The sequence below is a fragment of the Clostridium budayi genome, assembly GCF_055396605.1.
In genome coordinates this window covers 1,111,574-1,135,347 of sequence record NZ_AP042456.1, presented here as the reverse complement: position 1 = coordinate 1,135,347, position 23,774 = coordinate 1,111,574, and the positions used below count along the sequence as shown (strand labels likewise).

Annotated in this window: 18 protein-coding genes; 1 reads left to right on the top strand and 17 read right to left on the bottom strand. The window is 28.9% G+C overall.

The window, feature by feature from the left end; genetic code table 11:
* Positions 1–161: 161 nt before the first annotated feature.
* The 14 genes from ACZ5TJ_RS05275 to ACZ5TJ_RS05210 all read right to left on the bottom strand — a co-directional run bounded on the left by ACZ5TJ_RS05275 (position 162) and on the right by ACZ5TJ_RS05210 (position 20,037).
* A complete protein-coding gene (locus ACZ5TJ_RS05275; protein WP_464201771.1) occupies positions 162–2,633 on the bottom strand; it encodes a glycoside hydrolase family 2 TIM barrel-domain containing protein in 2,472 nt (823 codons plus the stop codon).
* Between the two features lie 27 nt (positions 2,634–2,660).
* A complete protein-coding gene (locus ACZ5TJ_RS05270) occupies positions 2,661–4,043 on the bottom strand; it encodes an MFS transporter (RefSeq protein ID WP_464201770.1) in 1,383 nt (460 codons plus the stop codon).
* Between the two features lie 122 nt (positions 4,044–4,165).
* Positions 4,166–5,236, bottom strand: a complete 1,071-nt coding sequence (locus tag ACZ5TJ_RS05265; protein ID WP_464201769.1) for a helix-turn-helix domain-containing protein — start codon at positions 5,234–5,236, stop codon at positions 4,166–4,168.
* Between the two features lie 364 nt (positions 5,237–5,600).
* The gene (locus ACZ5TJ_RS05260) at positions 5,601–7,196 is read right to left on the bottom strand and encodes an amidohydrolase (protein ID WP_464201767.1); all 1,596 of its coding nucleotides are present in this window, start codon (positions 7,194–7,196) and stop codon (positions 5,601–5,603) included.
* A gap of 9 nt (positions 7,197–7,205) precedes the next feature.
* Complete coding sequence (locus ACZ5TJ_RS05255; RefSeq protein ID WP_464201766.1) at positions 7,206–8,069, bottom strand: YitT family protein; 864 nt, start codon at positions 8,067–8,069, stop codon at positions 7,206–7,208.
* A 63-nt stretch (positions 8,070–8,132) separates the two neighbouring features.
* Entirely contained in the window at positions 8,133–9,233 is a 1,101-nt protein-coding gene (locus ACZ5TJ_RS05250; protein WP_464201764.1) for a DUF871 domain-containing protein, read from the bottom strand.
* Positions 9,234–9,256: 23 nt separating this feature from the next.
* Positions 9,257–10,729 carry a family 1 glycosylhydrolase gene (locus ACZ5TJ_RS05245; protein WP_464201763.1) on the bottom strand — a complete coding sequence of 491 codons (1,473 nt, stop codon included), beginning with the start codon at positions 10,727–10,729 and terminating at the stop codon, positions 9,257–9,259.
* A gap of 69 nt (positions 10,730–10,798) precedes the next feature.
* The gene (locus ACZ5TJ_RS05240; protein ID WP_464201761.1) at positions 10,799–12,151 is read right to left on the bottom strand and encodes a PTS sugar transporter subunit IIC; all 1,353 of its coding nucleotides are present in this window, start codon (positions 12,149–12,151) and stop codon (positions 10,799–10,801) included.
* A gap of 18 nt (positions 12,152–12,169) precedes the next feature.
* A complete protein-coding gene (locus ACZ5TJ_RS05235; RefSeq protein WP_464201760.1) occupies positions 12,170–12,463 on the bottom strand; it encodes a PTS sugar transporter subunit IIB in 294 nt (97 codons plus the stop codon).
* A 21-nt stretch (positions 12,464–12,484) separates the two neighbouring features.
* Complete coding sequence (locus ACZ5TJ_RS05230; protein WP_464201759.1) at positions 12,485–12,835, bottom strand: PTS lactose/cellobiose transporter subunit IIA; 351 nt, start codon at positions 12,833–12,835, stop codon at positions 12,485–12,487.
* Between the two features lie 12 nt (positions 12,836–12,847).
* Positions 12,848–15,454 (bottom strand): PRD domain-containing protein, encoded by a 2,607-nt coding sequence (locus ACZ5TJ_RS05225; protein WP_464201757.1) that lies wholly within the window; start codon positions 15,452–15,454, stop codon positions 12,848–12,850.
* Positions 15,455–15,944: 490 nt separating this feature from the next.
* A complete protein-coding gene (locus ACZ5TJ_RS05220) occupies positions 15,945–16,319 on the bottom strand; it encodes a prealbumin-like fold domain-containing protein (RefSeq protein ID WP_464201756.1) in 375 nt (124 codons plus the stop codon).
* A 61-nt stretch (positions 16,320–16,380) separates the two neighbouring features.
* Entirely contained in the window at positions 16,381–18,621 is a 2,241-nt protein-coding gene (locus ACZ5TJ_RS05215) for a sensor domain-containing protein (protein ID WP_464201754.1), read from the bottom strand.
* Positions 18,622–18,765: 144 nt separating this feature from the next.
* Entirely contained in the window at positions 18,766–20,037 is a 1,272-nt protein-coding gene (locus ACZ5TJ_RS05210; RefSeq protein WP_464201753.1) for a uracil-xanthine permease family protein, read from the bottom strand.
* 321 nt (positions 20,038–20,358) lie between these two features.
* Between ACZ5TJ_RS05210 and ACZ5TJ_RS05205 the strand changes: the two genes are divergently transcribed.
* Entirely contained in the window at positions 20,359–21,078 is a 720-nt protein-coding gene (locus tag ACZ5TJ_RS05205; RefSeq protein ID WP_464201752.1) for a polysaccharide deacetylase family protein, read from the top strand.
* 55 nt (positions 21,079–21,133) lie between these two features.
* Here the strand turns inward: ACZ5TJ_RS05205 and ACZ5TJ_RS05200 are convergent, their stop codons facing one another.
* The 3 genes from ACZ5TJ_RS05200 to ACZ5TJ_RS05190 all read right to left on the bottom strand — a co-directional run bounded on the left by ACZ5TJ_RS05200 (position 21,134) and on the right by ACZ5TJ_RS05190 (position 23,731).
* Positions 21,134–22,495, bottom strand: a complete 1,362-nt coding sequence (locus tag ACZ5TJ_RS05200; protein WP_464201751.1) for a putative bifunctional diguanylate cyclase/phosphodiesterase — start codon at positions 22,493–22,495, stop codon at positions 21,134–21,136.
* A 270-nt stretch (positions 22,496–22,765) separates the two neighbouring features.
* Complete coding sequence (locus tag ACZ5TJ_RS05195) at positions 22,766–22,954, bottom strand: DUF4250 domain-containing protein (protein WP_464201750.1); 189 nt, start codon at positions 22,952–22,954, stop codon at positions 22,766–22,768.
* 21 nt (positions 22,955–22,975) lie between these two features.
* Positions 22,976–23,731: a carbohydrate deacetylase gene (locus ACZ5TJ_RS05190; RefSeq protein ID WP_464201749.1), complete on the bottom strand. Its 756-nt coding sequence runs from the start codon at positions 23,729–23,731 to the stop codon at positions 22,976–22,978.
* Positions 23,732–23,774 lie beyond the last annotated feature (43 nt).

The window sequence follows — 23,774 nt, the reverse complement described above, 5'->3', positions numbered from 1 at the left end:
GATTTTATTAAAAAGTTAAAATTAAAACTACTAGACTAATACTAAAATTTGCTTTATAATTTCTAAGTTTTTATTCATTAATTTTTAATTTCCATTTATCATTAAAAAAAAGTGTAAACATAATACCTACGTCATTATGTTCACACTTTTCAAAAATTCTTCTATTGTGCTGTCAACACAAGTTCACATTCTTTCAATCCAGAAGCTGTCGCATGAATCCTTATATCACCTACATCTTCCTTTGACTGAACTAAAGCAAGGATTAAACCTGAAAAAGCATGTCTACTGGATGCCTTGTCATTTTCTCGACATCCTGGGTCTCCATTTCCAAGACCCAATAGCGTACCTGCACCAGTTACCTCGAAGCTTACTTTATTTTCTGCATTTGGTACTATAACACCATGTGCATCTACAATAGATACTGTAATACAAGAAACATCAGCACCATCACCATGAATATATTTTCTGTTTGCTGACATTTTAATTGCTGCCGGCTTTCCAGCCGTTTTTCTCATATCTCTAATCACTTCTTTTCCATTTTTATAACCAACTGCCAGAAGCTCCCCTGGATGATAAGCAATATCGAATTGAATCCAATCTCCATTTAGTGCTTTTCTGCCAAGTGACTCTCCATTTAAGAAAAGTTCTGCTTCCTCACAGTTAGTATATAAGCGCACTTCTTTTATTTCTCCTTCTTTCTCCCATGTCCAATGCGGCATGATATGAAGTATTGGCGTATCTTTCATTCGTGCTTTATAGTAGTATAAATCATCTTTTGGGAATCCACATGTATCCATAATACCAAAGTTTGAGCATACTTGATATTCCTTTAATGGTGTTGGCTCTCCACGATAATCGAAGCCTGTCCAGATAAAAAATCCTCCTGTTTTCGGATTTTCCTTATAGAAGTTCCACGTTCTCCACGGTTTTGCAGTTCCTCCTGCATTTGGACCCCCTTCACCGCCCATCATTACATATCTTGTTCCATAACTAGAGCAATGTCCTCTTTCTTTATTATCTTCATAAATACCTCTTGTTGTATACCATGATGCACTTTCTGTACTAAGGAACTTCATATCAGGATACTCCGCTGATAATTTTTCGATCTGATGATTATTTAATGCAGACTCTGCATAATTCATTCCAAACACATCATATAGTTCTAATCCATATTTTGCTGCCATTTCTCCAGATAAGAATGCTTCTGCTGATAAAAACAGACGGCTATCATCCAAGCTTTTTGCATAAGGTAATAGTTTATCTAAAATTCTTAAAGCCTGATAACTACCTGCAAAAATCTCCTCATTAGACATACTCCATGCAAATACGGACGGATGATTTCTAGAGCTTTTTATTAATTCTTCTAAATCTTCAATTCTATGCTTTGTAGTTTCTATAATACGATTTTCATTTATAACCAAAACACCTAATCTGTCACATGCATCCAAAAGTTCTAAGGTTGCAGGATTATGAGAAGAACGGAAAGCATTAAATCCGACTTCTTTTATTTTTTCTATTTTATAATTCTGAATGGCATCTGGAATTGCCGCACCAACTCCAACAAAATCTTGATGGAAACAAGTTCCATATAGTGGTGTCTGCACCCCATTTAACAAAAGACCTTTATCTGTATATTCAATTGTTCTAATTCCAAATGTAGTATCATAATTATCAATAATTTTATCATTTATAATAATTTCTGTTACAGCAGTATAAAGATTTGGATTACTACAATCCCAAAGCATAATATCTTTTAGCTCCAGATAAGTCTTAAAAGAAGTTTTGCCATATGCTGGGGTACTTCCTTCTGTCACTACACTACCTACTTCTTTTCCTTCAGGATCTATAATAATTGTCCTGATAAAATAGTCACTATGTCTAGAGCTTTCATTACAAACAGTTGTTTCAATTTCTAGATTTGCGTTTTTTCCATTTACAATAGGCTTTACAAATACACCCCAACGATCAACGTGTATATCTGCATAAGTTATCAGCCATGTATGACGATAAATTCCGCCACCTTCATACCACCAACCTTCACTTCCATTCGTTGTATCACAACGAACCAAAATAACATTATCTCCTTCATCATCTCCATATTTTGTTAACTCTGTAACATCAAACTGAAATCCTGTATATCCTGAGTAATGGTCTCCAATAAAACAACCATTGTACCAGAAAGATGAATTTCTCATTACACCATCAAATTCAATAACTACCCTTTTTCCTAAATCGTTCTTTGGCACTTTAAATGCTTTTCTATAGTATGCAATACCATCTTTAATATAACCTTGCGCCCAATTTGTTCCATCTTCTGAATATCCCATCTCTAAACGAAAATCATGTGGTAAGTTTACTTTCTTCCACCCCTTAGCTGATTTCGATTTTTCAGGAAGATTACCCATTAACATATTAGCAGCATCTATATCTCCCTTTGCATCATCTCCTGCTGGTAAAATATCCTGAAGCTGTCTTAACATATTGCCTGCACCTGCAAATGGCTCAAATAACTCTCCATCTACAGCGTTTGTAATTCCTGCTATAATTCCACTTTTTGCATAGGTCTTTGGTAAAGGTCCTACTTCATCAATAATATAACTCCAATTTTTATCAAAATTTTGTTTAACTCTCATATTAATTACCCCTTTCTAAGATATCGTTTACTTTTGTATTTTTTTACGTCTTTCTTCTAGCTCAACCATAATTTCTGCATGGCGCTTATCTGTAAAGTTATTAAAGAACATTGGAATTACACATAATACTCCAATTATTGCACAGAACAAAGTAAATGCACCATGTATTATCATCTGTGTAGAATGAGTTTGCACTTGGTTTGGTACATAATTTGAAACTTGCAACACAATACCTGTAACACCTACACTTAAAGCCATTCCAATCTTAGCCGTTAAAGTCTGAGTAGAACTAATTAAACCTTCCTGGCGACTTCCAAATTTCCATTCTGCATATTCAATAGTATTGGTAACCATTGCAGAAGAAACTACTGAAGATATTCCAAGTGGAATAGAAGAAAGTGCATATAAAATCATAGTAAGCGTAATATTTGAAAATCCTGCAAAGAAAAATACTACATCAATAATAATACCAATCACTTTGGCAACAATGAATACCGTTTTCTGTTCAAACCTTTTTGTAAAAAATGGTGCGATAGCAACACCTATAATCATCCCCGGTAAAAACAACACACTAAAAATCGGAATCAGGTTAAAATCACCAACACAATACTGTACATAATAAATAACCATACCCTGTTTCAACATGGTTCCTGTACTTCCAAGCAATCCACATACTAAAAGAAGCAAAAGTGGTCTATTTTGAACAATAGCACGAACTGAATTTTTAAAACCTATTTTTTCAGAACTAACTGGCTGAACATGTTCTCTAACATTTGCAAAACCTACTAAATACAAACTTGCACCAACAATACCAATTACTAAAGCTGTCATCATGTAGCCTTTTTCCATATTTCCTTTTCCAAATGCTTGAATCATAGGGACTGCAATTACACCTAGAACAGTTGTTGCCACAGTTGTTGCCATACGTGAGAAGCTAATAATTCTTGTACGTTTTTGTACATCTTTTGACATTGCAGCTGGCATTGTCCAATATGGTACATCTACGGCTGTAAATGCCATACTCATCATAACATAAGTAATTCCTGCATATATAACTTTCGCAACAGGCGATAAATCAGGCGAACTAAAGTTTAATACCAAGAAAATAACAATTACTGGTGCCATAAATAATAGCCATGGTCTATAACGTCCCCACTTTGTTCTTGTATGATCTGCAATGGTACCCATCATTGGGTCATTAACTCCATCCCAAATCCTTGTCAGTAACATAATAATACTAGCAGCACCAGCTGAGATACCAAAAATATCTGTATAGAATACAAGCATATAGCTACTCCATAAACCAAAAATCAGATTTTGTCCAAAACCTGCAATGGCATGACCAAACATTTCTCTCTTAGTTACCTCTCCTTCTTGCACTTGAGACATTTCTATATTTTTTCTAAACATTCAATTTTCTCCCCCTTGTTATTCTATTAATTGATATAATTAAGAATAACATACATATACATCAAAAAAATATTGTCGCAAACGCGTTACTTAATGTAAACAGTATCATATTCAGACCTACTTTATTTATTTAATTTTCTCAATTCATTTGGCAAAATTCCAAACTGTTCTTTAAATAATTCATAAAAATGCGTCCTATTTTTAAAACCTATAGAAGATATGATTGATGAAATGCTCATGTCACTTTCGCATAGCAATGTTTTTGCCTTAAGTAAACTAACTCTTTGACAATATTGTGTAATATTTAACCCAGTATATTTTTTTACAATTCTGTTCAGATAATCACCACTATAATTTAATTTTTTAGAAAGATCTGTTCTAGAACATTTTGCTAAATCGTTTTCTATAATTTCTTTAATACGTGTAAATAAAGCTTCTTCCACTGATGAATTCAGAGAAACATGAGATACCACATATTTTTCCTTATCCTCTAACGTTCCAAATAGTCGTTCAATAAGACCATGAAAAATGACAAGATATCCTGGTTTTTTTTCTATCAATTCTCCTGACATTTTTTCAAATAATTCGTATATTGGCTTTATACTACTCTCTAAATTTATAGAATCAAAAAAAAGATAATTTTTAGTATATCTAGCTTTTTCATCTACATTAGAATCTAAAAACCTATAAATTATACCTGCTCTATCATTAGTAACCTGTAACAATTTTCTTACGTATTCTTTAGACAAACATAAATAAACTACAAAAAAGTCTTCCCCTGACACTTCGCAATGGCGAGTATTTCGATTCATAAAACATGCTTGTCCTTTTTTATATATGTGAAAATTATTTTCAATTTTCTGTTCTACATTCCCTTCTAACACATACATTAATTCAAAGTAATCATGTTGGTGCATTTCAATTTTCCACTCACTACGAAAAATCATCTTTCTATCCACCGAATTATTATTCACATCTTTACGCTGTGCGTGAAAGCGTTCATTTTCAAATACTCCTTTCAAAAAAATATTATCCTTTCCTTCAAATCGTCCACCCTTCATAATGTTTATTCCAAATGGAACATTTAAAGAGCGCATGTTATCAGTTCTACTGATTTGCAACTTTTCTTCATTACAATTATTATTTATAATTTTAATCTTGTCATTTAATGCATACCATGGAAATACAAACATTTAATTCTATTCCTTCTTTCTTAAGTTATCATTTATACAATTATTAATTTATTTCTCTCTATACCTTTATTTAATCCAAAATTGTGTCCTTCACTAAAAATCTGCATGGCAATTATAACATATTTTCAAATAACTGTCACTTTGCTAAATTTTATTACATACCCTCTTTAACCTATTCAAATACACAAATTGAAATAGTTTGTATAAAAAATTTAATTTTTCCTATTTCCATTTATACACCTCTAGATTCTCTCTATCTACTTTACAATATATAAAAACTGAAAGCTAGATAATATCTAACTTTCAGCTTAATAAAATTTATACTTTTCTATACATTAAGAAAAGAAACTATCTCTACCAATAGTTACTCATATTTATAAATAGTTTTTCCATCCTTAATTGTTTCCATAACTTTAATTTTATCAATTTCATTACTATTAACTTCTAAAGGATTACGATCTAGAATCACAAGATCAGCTTTCTTACCAATCATCAGACATCCTTTTTGATTTTCTTCAAAATATTGATACGCAGGATATATAGTTATAGCCTTAAGTGCTTCTTCAATTGTTATTCTTTCCTTTAAACCAATACTCACTCCATTTTTTGTTTTACGGTTCACCGCACACCACAATGTTTTTAACATATCAGGATGTAATACAGGTGTATCCTGATGAAATGTAAATGGTATATCCAAGTCAACAGCGTCTTTAGCTGGTGAGATAAAACTCGCTCTTTCAATTCCAAAGTTTTGTATATGAATATCGCCCCAATAATATGTATGCGCAGCGAAGAAACTTGGAATCATATGAATTTTTTTCATACGCTCTAATTGATCCTTTCTAACAAGCTGAGCATGAATCATAACTGGACGCATAGGATCTAACTTTGGATAATCATGAAGAACCTTTTCAAACTGTGTTATATATTGTTCAGCTGCCGCATCCCCATTACAATGTGCTAATAATTGTTGATGATCTTGTAAAGCTTGATAAATAAGCTTATATAATTCTTCATCTTTCAAAATAGGATATCCATAATAATTATCACTGTTTCTATATGGGAATGTAATCCAAGCAGTACGTCCTTGCGGAGAACCATCTATAAAAGTTTTATATCCACCTAATTTAAAATGATTCTTATATTTATTTCTATAGGCATCTTGTTGTTGCATTAAATCTCGACAATGAGCTAAATCTATATATCCAATAACATCTAATTTCAATATTTTTAAAGATGATGCATATTGTAACAACTGAAATAATGGGTTTGCAACCATACCATCTTGAATTGTCGTTATACCATAACTTGCATAAATATCTTGAGCTTTTTTAATAAGTTCCATCATTCGTTCTATTTTAATCATAGGTGCCTTATTTTGAAAATCTATAAAAGCATTTTCTTCCATATATCCATTAGGTTCTAAGCTATTCCGTACACGTCCATATTTTCCACCTTCTGGATCATTTGTTTCAGCTGAAATATTTTGGCATTGCATTGCTAGGGTATTAGCTACGCCCATATGCGAAGATGCATGTACAAGTACTACTGGATGTTCAGTTGAAATTTTATCTAGTAAAAATTTATCTGGATGTTTTTTTTCGATAAAAAAGTTTTGATCATAATGACTGCCATAAACCCACTCACCTTTTGTAATATGATTATCATTAATAAACTTTTTCATTAATCTAACAACATCTTCAAAGGATTGAGCTTTTGATAAATCACATTGTGCTAATGAATTTGCGAAACCAACAAAATGACTATGTGCATCAATAAATCCAGGTAATAATGTTTGACCATTTAAATCAATCATATCATCTCCATTTTCTTTCATAGATAAAATATCTTTCTTTAATCCTAAGGCAATAATTTTCCCATTCTCAATACATAAAGCTTCAACATAAGGCTTATCTTCATCCATTGTTATAATAGTTCCATTATAAAATATCTTCTTCATAAAAACCTCCTACACTCTCACTTCATAATTACCAATAATTTGATGACCTTCACTTACTATAACAAATGCATCAGGATCTTCAACTTCTAAAAATTGTGTAAGATATTGAATTTCATATTTTGAAAGCACACTCATGACAACATAAGTATCACTTTCAGTGTAACCACCAACTCCATTCCAATATGTTGTTCCTCTTTGTAATTCATTAATAATTTTTTTATGAATATCTTTCTTTTTCGTAAAAATCATAACACTTGTATTAATATTTTGTAAATGGATTCTGTCAACAACCATTGAATATACTACTGAATAAATAATTGAATAAATAGCTACAGGCAATTCAAATAAAATCGCGCATGTTCCATATATAAATGCATTAATAATCAAGACTAGTTTCCCAACACTAAAATCCTTATATTTTTGTGTAAAATACAAACCTAGAACATCTGCTCCTCCACCAGTTCCACCTGAACGTAAAGTTATCCCTACACCAGCACCAGCAATAAGCCCACCGATTAAACACGAAGCTATATATTCATTTATAATAGGAGTTTTAGGTATGGAAATGAAAGAAAATAAAATTGTTTGTGTAGCTACACTAAAAACAGTTTTACAAAAAAGTGATTTTCCAAAATGACGGTAAGCAAGATATAACAATGGTAAATTAATTACAAAGTTAATTATCCCAGCTATATCAAAAGATGCAGGTAACTCTACACTTGATTGTAATAAAGTACGAATAATTTGTGAAATACCCACAGTTCCCCCATTATACAATCCAATTGGTACAATAAACCAGTTTAATCCTGCACAAAAAAGAAATGAACCTAACAATATATATATATAATCTTTTAGCACTTTTTGTTTACCCATAAAATATCTCCTTTATGATTGAAAAGGAATAAGATAACTCTTACTCCTTTTCAATAACTATATTTATTTTTCTTTTAGAACAAATGATTGTCCACCAGCTAAATAATCAATTAAAATAATCTCTTCTTCTTTAATACGTCCAACAACATTAGTTTTTCCATAATTCGGCATATCTCTTAAAGCAATTTGAACTTCACCAGCATATTGTCCATATAGATCATTATCAATTAAAACATCACCTTTATGAATATCTACAGTATGAAACGGTGGTGTTTCAGCCTTAATTAAACGACTTTCTAAAGAACGAATAAGATATTTATTGACATCATTTCTACATGATAATTGTAAATGCAAACGATCAATCATAGATTGCGGAACTCCTTCAACAAGCTCTACATGGAATTCAATCTGTTCAGTATTAGCTTCTGCCATAGCTTTTAATTCTTCTTCACTAGCAAAACAATTTCCAATAATAATATCATCTACAATATTCATCATCATCAAATGTTTAAATTGAATATCTAAAGGAAGATCACGATGCATTTCAATAGTAGGTAAACCTTCTGTAACCTGCCAAGGTCCAAATGCATTTTCTTGTTGAGATGAAATAAATGCAGAACATCTAATACTATGTCTATTCCATATATGTGTTGATTCAATAAAACGCTCTAAAGGAACTCCTGTAAAACGATGTGGATAATAATTATGACACCCCATAATCATATCCTTTTGTCCACCAGCAGCTAAAACAGTCGCAACATGGTCAGCTGTTCCACCAGCGTTCATACAAACTTTAATGCCATATTTATTTTTGGTAAGAAAGGCTTCTTCTAATGCAGACATTCCATAATCTAAACGCATAACATCAACATGTAAGGTTTTAAAGAAACTTAAGTCTAAAGGTCCTTTAAACAAAGAAGCATTCACACCAAGCTTATCAAAAACTTGTGGATTCACATCAGCAATAATTTCAAAACCTAATTCTTTAGCTTTTGAAGTATAAGGTAAATAACGCTCTATAATCTCATCTTTTGTTCCTTTAGCCCCCAAAAACGCAATAAATAAAATATCAAAACCATAATGACTTGCTGTTTCTAAATATTTTATATTCTCTTCTTTAGATGCTAAGTCAGGATATAAAGAAATACCTAATCTTTTTTTCATAGTAGTCTCCTTTTTATATTATATTAATCTAAATCTTCACCATTAGATTCAATACACTTCTTATACCAATAGAAAGAATCTTTACGATAACGATTTAATGTTCCTTGTCCATCATTATCCCTATCAACATAAATAAAACCATAACGTTTTTTCATTTCGCCTGTTGATCCACTAACTAAATCAATACATCCCCAAGGTGTATAAGCAATTAAATCAACACCATCTTCTAGCGCTCCCGCCATAGCTTTCACATGCTCTCGTATATAATCAATACGATATGGATCATGTACCTTATGATCTTTTGTTAATTCATCAATAGCTCCTAACCCATTTTCTACAACCATTAATGGAATTTGATAACGAGCATATAACTCAGTTAAATAAAAACGTAATCCTGTTGGATCTAAAGCCCATCCCCAATCACTAAATTTCAATTTTGGATTCTTTATACCTAAAGAAATATTTCCTCGATCAATATTGTCATCTTTATGCGAAGCCGCACATGTACTGCTATAATAAGAGAAAGAATACATATCAACAGTACCTTCTTTTAAATCTTTCTTATCTTGTTTAGTTATCTCTAACTCAATACCTTTTTCCTTCCAAATACGTTTTGCAAAGAAAGGATATTCACCACGAACCATAACATCTCCGCAATAGTATACAGTTTCTTCTCTTCTCTTTTGAGCTGCTAATACATCTAAAGGGTCACATGATAATGGATAAGTACAAATTCCTGCAACCATACATCCAACTTTATAATCTGAATCTATTTTATGAGCACGCTTAACTGCACGTGCACTTGCTACAAACTGATTATGTAAAGCTTGATAATGTTTATTTATAACTTTTTGATTTGGTGGTGTTCTAAAAAAATCTAACATTAATGTTAAACTGTTAATTTCATTAAAAGTCAACCAGTATTTTACTAATCCTTTATATTCTTTAAATACAACCTCTGTATAGCGATCAAAACATTCAATTAATTTTCTATTTGACCATCCACCTAATTCTTGCTCTAAATAAAGAGGTGTTTCATTGTGTAATAATGTAACTAATGGTTCAATACCATATTTTTTTAACTCCAAAAATACATTTCTATAAAAATCTAATCCTGCTTTATTAGGCTCTTCTTCAATTCCTTTAGGAAAAATTCTTGCCCATGCAATTGACATACGAAAAACTTTAAATCCCATTTCTGCAAATAAAGCAATATCTTCTTTATATCTATGATAAAAATCAATACCTTCATGGTTTGGATAAAATTCTCCATCCAACACTGTTCTTTTTGCACCTTCTGGCAATGGCTCAAATAACCAAGCAGCTTTTCCTGTTGTTCCATCTGGCATAATATATGTTGCACGTCTTGGCATTTTTGCTGAACCAGCTAAATCAGTATCAACAGCAGTCATACCCTTTCCGTCAATATTCCATCCGCCTTCACATTGATTGGCAGCAGTTGCTCCACCCCATAAAAAATTATCTGGAAATCTCATATAAATTCTCCTATCCTTAATAATATAAGTGGATATATTTTTATATACCCACTTTATAATCTATTTAGATTAACTATTTTTTTGTTCTTCTGCTAATTTTTCAGAATCATAAACTTTAACAAACGGCCAATATATAAATACAGCAATAATTGTTCCTACATATGGGAATAAGAAATTTGCAATTCCATTTGTTGATAATAATTGTCCTAATCCTAGTGGCATATTTGATAAAATTGGTGCAAATGGTAAAGATAAAATACCAGTAGAAAAACCAATAAAACCAAAAACCCAAACAACAGAACATGAAATAATCATAGGTAAAGCTAGCATTGGGTTTAATATAACAGGTGTTCCAAACATAACTGGTTCACTAATTCCAAAGAAACCTGGAATTAATCCCATTTTACCTACAGTTTTTAATTGTACCGACTTACACCTTAATAAAACAATTGATAGTGCCAACATACAACCCATACCACCTGCATAACCATAAGTCATCATAAAGATAGGTTGGAAAACAGGAGATTGTCCAGCTGCAATTAAATCAGCATTTTGTAAACATGCAGCAATATAAATTGGAATCAATGGAGCATTCACTAAACCTCCATGAATACCAATAGCCCAGAAACAACTACTTAATAATCCCAATCCAAACATAATAACTGGATTTGTAACTTTATCCACAACAGGCATAACAATTCCCATAATTAAAGCTGGTAAAGAAGCTTTAAAAACAGTTAATAAGATAATATTAATTCCATAAATTATAATAACATTCAAAGCAAATGGAATAATTGATGAAAATGATGCAGCAACATATGGAGGAATTGAACCTGGCATTCTAAATGTAATATTCTTGTCACGACAGATTTTTGTAATATTAACGCTTAAAAATACAACAAACAGTCCACCAAACATTCCTGTAGATCCCATAAATGTTGCAGCCATCATACTAACTTTATTTATAGCATCTAAAGCACTTCCACTCTTTAAAGCATTAGCAATTTCAGTATATAAAACTGCATCTTGCATTGGTGCAGCAACCATTAAGAAAACAGTCATTGCCATAATTGAAGTCATTAAAGGATCTAACTTTAAACTTTTTGCATAATTATATGCAGTAGAAATAACAACAATAAAACCTAATACTCCCATTGTCATATTGTATGGTGTAATAATAGTATCATGATATGTTGTTGCCCAATTATTCCATCCTCTTAAGAAGTCAGAAATAAATCCAGTTCCTGCTAATAATTTTTCAGTCACAGGTGGATTAGCAATAATATTAACAATACATCCTAACATAATCATTGGAAAGGAAATTGTTAACCCAGCACTAATTGCATTTAAAAACTTAATTTTTGATATTTTTTGTCCAAAAGGGACTAAATACTTCTGAAGTAATTTTATAAATTTATCCATATATTTCTCCCACTATTTTTATTTTAATAAGTCTTGAGCAGCTTTAATCACACTTTCAGCATTTCCCATACCATAATCCATAGGATTAATTGCTGAAATTGGTTTTTGACAAACTTCTTTAATATCATCAATACGATAAGCAATTTGAGGTCCTATTAAAACACAATCATATTCTTCAAAATGTCCAATAGCATCTTCAAAACCATATGCTTTTACTTCTAATTCAATATTATTTTCTTTACTATAATCCATCATTTTTTTCATTAAAATACTTGTTGAAACTCCTGCACCACAAACTAACATAATTCTCATAATTAAAATCCCCTTCTTTTCCTATTTATTTTTTAATTTATCTAATTCTTTTCTCATATCAATCATATCTTCAATCAATTCCTCTGCTAACATTGAAGTCATTAGATGATCTTGAGCATGAACAAATAAAACACTAATATTAAACTTATTTCCTCCAGCTTCTGACGTTAATATTTCAGTTTGAATTTTATGAGCCATAACTGCACTTTCTTTACATTTTTCAAGTAATGATTTTGCTTCATCAAACTCACCTTTTTTGGCAGCATGTAAAGCATTAAATGCAGAACTTCTTGCATCTCCTGAATAAGCAATCAACTGAAAAGCATATTCTTCAATCGATTTATTTTCTTCCATTAATTCGTTTTCTTTCATAACCTAAACCCCCTATATTTTTTTCATATAACTTAAAATCATTGCAATATCATCACCTGAAAAGCGTATTTTGAATTTTCTTTCTAATGGTTGAAGCATTTTCTTAATTGATTCAAATAATTTATAATACTCCTCTTTTATTTTTAATGTTTTATTATAACTTGGACTTTTTTCTCCCTGAAGAAGTCTATCTATAAGTGCTGATATATGCATAAATAATCCAATCATCTGATCTTTTGAAAAATCTTCCTCTATTAATAACTCTAATCCATCTATAATCGGTGGTAAGGTTTTCTTAATTTCACTACTTTCAATCATTAATAGCGATTCTTCTAAATTATTATAAAGACTAGATTCACTCAAATAATCAGGATGATGTAAATGTAGCAACTTACGTAATTGCATTCTATCTGTCTCAAATAGAGCAGAAACGCTTACAAAAGGAACGTATGGGTAAAGATTAGGGTTAAATGTTCCAACAACACAACATATACTGCTGCTCCTTCTTATTTCATTAATTTCTGCTAATAGTTCTTTATTATCAGAAATAGCTAATGGAATAACTTTTACTGGAAAATCTCCTAAAACCTCCTCTATATATTCTTTCATTTGAACTGCTCCACCTTGACCACTCATACACAATGTAATAATAGCCTTTTTTTCATCTTCTTCAAAAGTCTTTTCATAATAAACATCTGATTCAAAGCTCAATGGTTTGATCTTATCAAAGACTTCCTTCAATGTATGGCTCATTAAACACTTTCTTGCATAATCAATAGCCAATAATGTTACAGGAACTTCTTGTACTTCTATTCGTACATTTACTTCTTCTGAAATCATTTCAGCCATTGTTTTCAGACTCCCCATATCATACATAACCATTATTCCTGCGCCTCTATCAATTTCTAACATTAATGTTTTTAATCGTTCATAAGCTTCCATTGGCGATTGTTCTAATGGCATATCAAAGCCATATGCTATTGTTTCCCTAACTAAATTGTTTACACTTTTACAAATTGAAGTTGCTGTAGATTCACCATGCATTGCTATAAGTAATACAGGTTTTATAGTTTCTTTATTTTCATAAAAATGATCACATAAGAACATAGTAATAAAAACCACTTCATCCATTGGCAAATCAACATTAAATTCCTCATCAATTAGTGAAACAAAATCAATTGTCAAAGCATATTCAGTAGGATATTTACCAAGGATTTCATGAATCTGTGATTTCTTTAGCTTACGCCTTTCACCTTTTCTAAGAATCGTTTCATGTAAATGCAAACATAATCCATACAGAATTGATTCTGGAAAAAATCTTTCACATTCAATACTTACTTTTCTTAAAAAATGTGAAACCATATAAATCAATTTCTCACTGACAACTTTAGATAACTCCTCAATATTAATGACTTGTTCACTAAGATTATTGCTATACTGTTTAAATTCCTTTTCAATATCAGCATTAATAATCATAGAAATATCTTCTCTGTTTAATCCTTGATTTTCTAAATCACTTACCTTATTATTCACAACATCATAGATACTTTCAGAACCATTCAAGGTTTCTTCTTTTTTAACATCCCCCTTTGTAAATACATACTTAGAGTTTTCTGAAATAATTGCTTTTAATTCCTCATGATAATTCTTGTATTTTAAAATTCCTCGCCCAACATAATTTGGAAAATCATTAATAGCTAAGGATATATAAGATTTATTAGAATCTAATTTACGAACATAACTATTAGCACATCCAATTCTAATATCTCTTTTTAATTGTCCAATATTACCCAAACAATCATACATCAACAAACAATAAATAAGTTTTGAATTTACATGTAATTCTTTTTGCATTGACGTTGATTCATCTATAAAGAATTTTTCAATAAATTGAAATCGCTCTAAGATTGGTCTATTCTGATAACTTTGTAAATCTATATTAACATCAAACTTATTTACCAATATGTTCTTCAAACTTTCTGAAACATCATCAGCACAAGTAGCAATAATAATATTATTCTTAGATTTACAATTGATTAATTCTATAAATTCATTTCTTAAAGAGGTTAACATCAACTCAATATGCTCAATATACAACACGCATTTTTTTACCTGATTTAACTCGTTTATTGATGAATTAAATACTTCTTCAATCATCTTATAATCATCAGCATAATCTAAACAATTAATATGTATATGGGTAGCATCTTTAGGTAAAACATTTTGTTCGATAGAATATTCAATAATCTTTTTAGCAAAATATCTTTTTCCACATCCTTTAGGACCCGTAATTAATGTAGATAAACTATGCGAAGGATACATAATTGCTGCTTTTGCAAATTGAATTGCTTCCCTTAAGCTGCCATCGTATCCTATTAAGTCATAAAAACAAGATTGTTCAATAATTGATTTATCATCAATCATTCTATATAGAACTGGTCGTCCCCCAATCTTTTCTATAATTTTTTCTTTAACTAACTGATTCAAAATACGACTAACATTTGCTCGATCAATTTTAAGACTATCTGACAAAAACTGAGTGGATAAACCTTCGCGCGCTTGTGCAGTTACAGACCAATTTTGAATAAATTCTAAAATTAAATCTTTATTCATTTTCATGAATATCACCCCCACTAAATTTAAAAGTTATTTCCATTTCCTTTGTCATCTTAAAATTAGCAAATTAAATATACACTGTCAACTTCACCAATTTACTTATTTTATACACAGAAAAGTCACTCTTAATACCATGTGTGTATCTTTTATATAATTTTTACATAAAAAGAAACTTTATCAGTTTAGATTTATATGTTTATTAATTCTTTTTAAATCAAATTAACTACACAATACCAAGTAAATGATACACACATTTTTTTATTTATTAAACAACATCTTATACAATTTTTAATAAGAATCTTGTTTTATCAATACAATTAGCACAAAGATTTTTATAATAGTAAAAACATCTAATACATATAAACTTATCTAAAAACTCTAAACATAAAAAAGAACAATAGATTTAAATTCTATTGTTCTAAAAAATTTTATATAATATTTCTGTCATTAATTTAATATATTTATTCAAATCTAACTTTATGAGGATTTCTAATTAATTAGGTATACTATCTTTTTTCTTATTTATTATATATATTGTTTCTTCTTTTAAATAATTTGATATATTAACTTCATTCCATCTTATATAGCATGGCTTTTCATATATACTTTTATCAATTATTTCTATTATTCTATAATTTCCATTTTCTATGTTTTTAAACTCAGCCTTCCCCTCTTTATTACTATATATAGTTGCCTCTAAATTTGGTGAAACTCCATTTATTCTATAAAGATTAATCTTCACTCCACTAATTGGTTCTCCATCTAAACTATTCATCATAGTGTATACAATTATTTTACCCTTGGTTTTTCCTTTTGGTTTATGCATTAAAATACGCTTATTTCTTTCTCTATTCTTTTCAATTCCCAAATAAAAAACCCCCTAAATTAAGTGTACAATACACCTTATGATTTAAGAGGTAATTTTGTTACTATTCTTTTATTATTTTCAAAATTTCTTCGACCAATAAAGGTTTATAGAAATAATATCCTTGTATAGTATCACAATTTATTTTCTTTAAAAATTCATACTGAATATTATTTTCTACTCCTTCTGCAACAATATCTAAATTAAAATAATGTGATAACTCTATAAGTTTCTTTATTATGTATTCACTCTTTTTATCCTTACCTATATAATCAATAAAGCTCTTATCTATTTTAAGAACATCAATAGGCAGATCTCTTAAATAACTAAATGATGAATATCCTGTTCCAAAATCATCAAGTGCAATAGTTATCCCTATTTTTTTTATATCATTTAATAATTTAGAATTTTTAGTTATTGAGTTCATCATTGTGCTTTCAGTAATTTCAAATTCAATATTTTTAGCTAAAGCTCCATACTTTTCTAAATTATCTTTTATAATTTTAACTATTTCATTATCTCTAAGTTGTATTGGTGATATATTTATTGCAACCTTTATAGGATATTCTGATACATCATTTAACTTTTTGCAAATTTTCACAGCATCTTCTATGATAAATTTCCCAATATCTATTATATCTCCACTTTTCTCTGCTAAAGTTATAAATTCATAAGGTGATACATAACCAAGTTCTTTATTCTTCCACCTAATTAAATATTCAACACCTTCTATCTTTTTAGAGAATGTATTTACTTTAGGCTGAAGCAACCCGTATAGTTCATTTCTTTCTAATGCTTTTTTTAATTCATCTGTTATTTTTAAGTTCCTCTTTATTGTATTTTCTATTTCTTTATCAAAAAATCTTATTTGATTTTTACCTAAGCTTTTTGCATTATACATTGCTATGTCAGCTTTTTTAAGAAGTGTTTTTAAATCTGTTCCATCATCTTTTAAAAAACTAACCCCTATACTTATAGTACAGTATATATCTACAGTATCAATTCTTATAGGTCTATTAAACATATTAATTATTTTTTTTAGATATTCTTCTAGCTCTTCTTTTGAATTATACTCTTCTATTGATACTACAAATTCATCTCCTTCGAATCTTGCTAAAAATCCTTTTTTATATAATGCTTTTTTTATAACTATACAAAATTGCTTTAATAATTTATCGCCTAAGTCATGTCCATAATTATCATTAACATCCTTTAAGTTATCTAAATCTATACATGCTATAGCAAGATTTTTATTTTCTAATAGATAATTTTCGATTTTACTTCTTATACATTCCTCAAAAAGTCTCCTATTAGGTTGAGCTGTGATTTTATCATAATAATTCATATAATAAATTTTTTCTTCTTTTTCTTTTCTATCACTTACATCACTTAATGATCCATAAATAATTTGTTTTCCTTCTTCATCATAGACCATACCTCTAAGTCTAATCCATGAAACCTCTCTTATAGATTTCATTCTAAATTCACACTCATAATATTCTTCATTACCTTTAATGCAAATTTTATAAACATCTAAAATTTTTTCTCTATCTTCTTTTATAATATTATTTAAAAAATCTTCTAATGTTACATTCAATGCTTTAGATTCCACTACATATAAAATACTATGAAGATTTCCTTCTAGCTTAATTATATTATCTTCTATATCCCATTGGAACATTATATCTTTAGTCCCTTTTAAGGCGAGTCTATAATTTTTTTCACTTTCTTTAAGTAATCTTTCTTGATTCTTTTTATATATTAAATCAAAAGCAGTTCCATACACTGTATATTTTCCATCATTAAATTCTCTAGAACCCTTTACTTCTATTGGAATTATCCTTCCATCTTTTGCCCTTATATCAAAGTCAATAGTAAAATTTCCTGTATATCCTGACTTTACAAACTTATCAAAAGTTTCTCTTACCTCACACTTATATTTTTCAACTATGTATTTTTCAAATTTTTCATAAGTATCTATAATTTCATCTGTTTTAAGTAGATCCCTAGCTCTACTTGATATATATAAAGAATTATCTTCATATAATTCCCATACAACTCCATTAAGACCTTTTATAGCACGTTTATAACGCAACTTATTTATATTAGATTCTTCATTAATTTTATTTAACTCTCTTTGTTTAAGTGCTCTTTGTTTTAATACAAAATATAAAACTAATATACAAACAACTATTACATTATCTTTCACATCGTTTGTTATTATGAGAAGTATTATAACTGTTAATATAAATATAGTATCTAATATTTTGAAATTAATCTTTATAGAAAGTCCCTTTCTTCCCATTACTTCACCCCATAGAATTGTTTATTCCCACACTTATATTACCATATATATCCTACGTAAACTATAAAATTCTACATTTTTCTTTATAATATATTATAAAGAACAGAAGGTAGCCTAAATGTCTACCTTCTGTTCTTTATTAAATTATTTTTGTTTTTTTACTAATTTATTTAAAACTAAGTTTAATACTACACCAACAATTGCTGCAAGGCTTAATCCTGAAATTGTTACTGTATTTGTCACTTTAATAGCTATCATAAATCCAAAGTTTTTATAAAGCATAGGATTTATATTTGGTGCTATTAATCCAACGAATATAATTGTTGACATAATAATTATATTTTTAGCATTAAATTTTACTTTTTCATTTTTTATTGTTTTAGCTCCAACTAAAGTTATCATAGTAAATAGCATTAAGCTTATTCCACCCATAACAGGCTCTGGTATAGTTCTAATTGCAGTTCCAAACTTAGCTATAAAGCTAAGCAGTATAGCAATTACTGCTGTAATTCTAAGTATAGATGGATCATAATTTTTAGTTACTGCTAAAACCCCTGTATTTTCACCATAAGTAGTGTTTGCAGGACCTCCTAATAAGGATGCTGCTATAGTTGCTACCCCATCTCCAAGTAATGTTCTATTTAATCCTGGATCTTCTATGAAGTTTTTCCCAACTACTGTTCCATTTGTAGTTATATCTCCAACATGCTCCATAAATACTGCAAGAACAACTGGTGCTATAATCATTATTGCCCCTATATCAAACTTTGGTAATGTAAAGTTTGGTATAGCTAAAAGCGGTGCTTTACTTATTTCTACAACATCCACTTGTCCCATTGCTAATGCACATATATATCCAACAAAAACTCCTACAAGAATTGCTATTTGTTTAGTAAATCCTCTTCCAAATTGTTTAATTAAAAGTGTTGATCCAAGTGTTATTAAAGCTAACACTATATTTTTATTTGCCATATTAAATGCTGTTGGTATTAAATTTAATCCTATTACCATTATCATAGGTCCTACAACTTCAGCTGGTAATACATTCTTTATTTTATCTACCCCTATTTTCTTTACTAAAAATGAAGTAATTACATATATTAACCCAGCTACAAACATTCCACCTTGAGCATATCTTAAATCACCATACTCTAAACCTACAGCTTGTATTACTGCAATAAACGCAAATGATGATCCTAAAAATACTGGAACTTTTCCTTTAGTGCATATATGGAACATTAATGTTCCAACTCCAGCTGTAAATAATGCTACTGATAAGTCTAGTCCTGTTAGCATTGGTACTAATACTGTAGCTCCAAACATAGCTATTAGATGTTGAAGCGCTAGTACAACTCTTACAGCCTTCGCTTTAAACGTTCTTTCTTCTCTTAATTCACATGTTTCAAATAATTGCATAAATTTATCACTCCTACATTTTAGTAAGGAGAAATTTATTAAACTTCTCCCTTTGTCAGCCTCGCTGGACTGCTTTTAAAAGGTATAAAAAAAACTTCTTACAAAAGTAAGAAGTCATTGCATACTAAAAAATATTTATAGAAAGATCCCTATAAATCATAATTTTTTAAAACTTCTTACTAGCCTCTCTGGACCAATTTAAAGATTGTTTTCTTGAATTATAGCATACTTAGTAAAAAAATATCAACATTTTTTATATAAAAAGAATATTTTTTATTATTTAAACAAAACTAATATTATTGAGTTTTAGGAGGTAATTTTATGTTTAAAAAATTTTTTATATTTTCTATGATTTTATTTATCCTGCCTTTTAACATATTATATGCATATGCAGAGGATAAAGATTCTTTAGAAAATATAGATTGTAAAGAAAAAATTGTATATTTAACTTTTGATGATGCTCCATCAAAAACCGTTTTTAAAGATATTTTAGATATATTAAAAAAGGAGGATGTTAAAGCAACTTTTTTTGTAATAGGTAATCAAATAAAGGGTAATGAAGAAATTCTAAAAAGAGCTTATGATGAAGGAAACTCTATTGGTTTGCATAGTTTTACTCATGAGAAGAAAAATCTTTATACTTCAAATGAAAAATTTTTAGATGAGATGCTAAAAACCCAACAAGCCATCGAAGACGCTATAGGTTGCTCTCCAAAAATTTTAAGATTTCCATTTGGAGTAAATAATAGCTTTTATAAATTAAAAAAAGATTTAGTAAAACTATTACATGAAAATGATTTAAGAATTTATGATTGGAATGCTGATAGTGGAGATGGTATGAATCCTAATTTATCTCCAAGTAGAATTTTAAAAAATTCTAAAAGTGATAAAAACACAGTTGTTTTATTAATGCATGCCTCTCCTCTTCATAAAAATACGGCCAAAGCACTTCCTGATATAATATCTTACTATAAAAACAAAGGATATACTTTCAAAACAATTGATTGTAAAACCCCTGAAGTTTTTAAATATATAAAATAAAACTATAAGGAGTGTATACCAAAGTAAACCTTGATATACACTCCTTATTTTCATATTAAATAATTTCTTTTTTAAAAGTTTTTGAAAACATATCTTTAATCTTATCAAATTTATAGGGTTTACTATAATAATAACCTTGAATTATATCACAATTTACGCTTTTTAAATATGCCACTTGCTCTTTACTGTCAACACCTTCAGCAACTACCTTAATACCTAAACTATGAGATAATGATATAATACTTTCAACAATACATCTACTTTTTATATTCTCTGTAACATCATCAATAAAGCTTTTATCTATCTTAAGAACATCTATAGGTAAATTTTTTAAATAATTAAAAGATGAATAACCAGTGCCAAAATCATCTAGTGCAATACTAGCACCTAATTCTTTTATCTTATTTAATGTTTTTATATTTTTATTAGCTTCTTTCATTAATACACTTTCAGTTATTTCTACTTCAACATAAGTTAAAGGAACATCATATTTTTTTGAAAGTTCTTTAAAGTCTTTAAATACAGCACTATATCTTAATTGTAGTTCTGATAAATTTACAGCTATTTTAAAATCTTTTCTACCTTCACTAATTAATTCCTTAGCTTTTTTAAATACTTCTTCTAATACAAACTTTCCTATTGGTACTATTAATCTAGTAGCTTCTGCAACAGGAATCATTTCCGATGGATATACAATACCAAGTTCTTTACTTTCCCACCTAAGAAGCGCTTCCATACCATGCATTCTGCAATCCTTTAAAGATATTTTAGGTTGAAATACTACAAATAATTCATTATTAATTAATGCTGATTTTAAATATCTTTTTAGATTATATAATCTAGTAACTTCTAAAGAAATACTATTATCAAAAAAACTATAACAGTTCTTACCATTTTTCTTGCTTAAATGCATTGCAGCATCTGCTGACTTTAAGAGAACACTAAAATTTTCTCCATTATGAGGACATAATGCTATACCAATGCTTGCTGTTATATATATCTTTTCATCATATACAGAAAATGGTTCTTCCATTACTTTAAGTATATCTGTACTAAATTTTTTTATACTATCTATATCTTTAAATTTATCTTTAAAGATTATAAATTCATCACCATTATATCTACCCAATAAATCATTCTCATTTACAACCTTTTTAAGTCTTTTTGCTACTAATTTTAATAACTTGTCCCCAACTCTATAGCTAAACATTTCATTTATAATATTAAAGTTATCTATATCTATTACTATTAAAGCAGTCATATCATTTATTTTACTATAATTATTTCTTAAAATATCTTCAACTTTTGATTTCATATAATACTTATTTGGAAGTCCAGTCTCTATATCATATAAAAATACTTTAATATCTTTTTCTTCAAATATTTTATTAGTTATTAATTTATCATTCGTTCTCATAGTGTCTACCTTTAAGCTATAAAATTAATATTCTTCTTTATTTAAGCTCTCCTCTTTTCTTTTTTTGTCGTTTATTAATGTAACTACTAATGCAGTTGTAGCTGCCATTAAAATAGCTAATTTGCTTTTTTTCTTAAAATTCATAAATACCCACCTCTTTTTATGCATCTTTTTCTTTATTATACCCCATATATTAACTTCTATTCCATAGACAATTATTAAATTTTAATTAGAAAAAGTAGCATTTTATTAAAATACTACTCCTTTTAATTATTTGAATTGATTTACTTCCTTGTTATAAGAAAACCCACTTTTTTCTAATGAGCTTTCTAATACATTCATATCAATATCCATATCTTCACATAAATTTTCTAGACTTGAATAATAGTCTCTAAGTTTTAAGTTTATTATACTTACTAAGATATTAGGATCCATATCTTTTATATCTTCTGTAGTCATAAAATATCACTTCTCTTTCTTCTATAAGTTAGAATAACTTATTAGTTGTATATTATTATTTTTTATATATTCTTTTATTTTTTCTGATGTTAAAACTTCAAGTTCAGCCTCTCTCATCACATTATAAGAAGAAATTTTTTTAAGTTCTTCGCATGCATTTGATGGATGAGCCATAAGCTCTATAACGTTATACATACCTTTAAAATTTTCTAATCTATTAATTAAATAATCTACTGATATATTTCCTTCATAAAATGTACTATCAAAAAAATCTGGACATAAAACATTATTTTGTTCTACAACATATCTTTTTTCATTTATTGGACATCTCATAGGTACATTTAATTCTTTTGCAAGATTAATTACTAATTTAAATACATCATCGTTAAATGAATAAAAATGATGATGTGAATCTATATGGTTAATCTTCATATTAGTCTTTTTAAACTTCTCAATTTGAGCTCTTAATTCTTTTTCTAATTGAGAAAGATCTATATTAGAAGGAATTAGCTCTGGCTTTCTATAAAAATTCCCATTTGCATCACAAATACTACTTACTTCACTTTGAGGTAAAACTGGTTTTCCACAAGTTATATTTAAGTGTATTCCCATTTCATTTATACCTTCACTTTTTGCAATACTTATAGCTTCTTCGAAAAATGGCATATTAGTCATTGCAGAAGTATCTGTTAGTATTCCATTTTTAATACATTTCATAATCCCTTCTGAAACCCCTCTTGTTAATCCAAAATCATCTCCGTTAATTATTAACTTCAATTAATTCATCTCCCTTTACCATATTATTGCTTATTAATTTAAA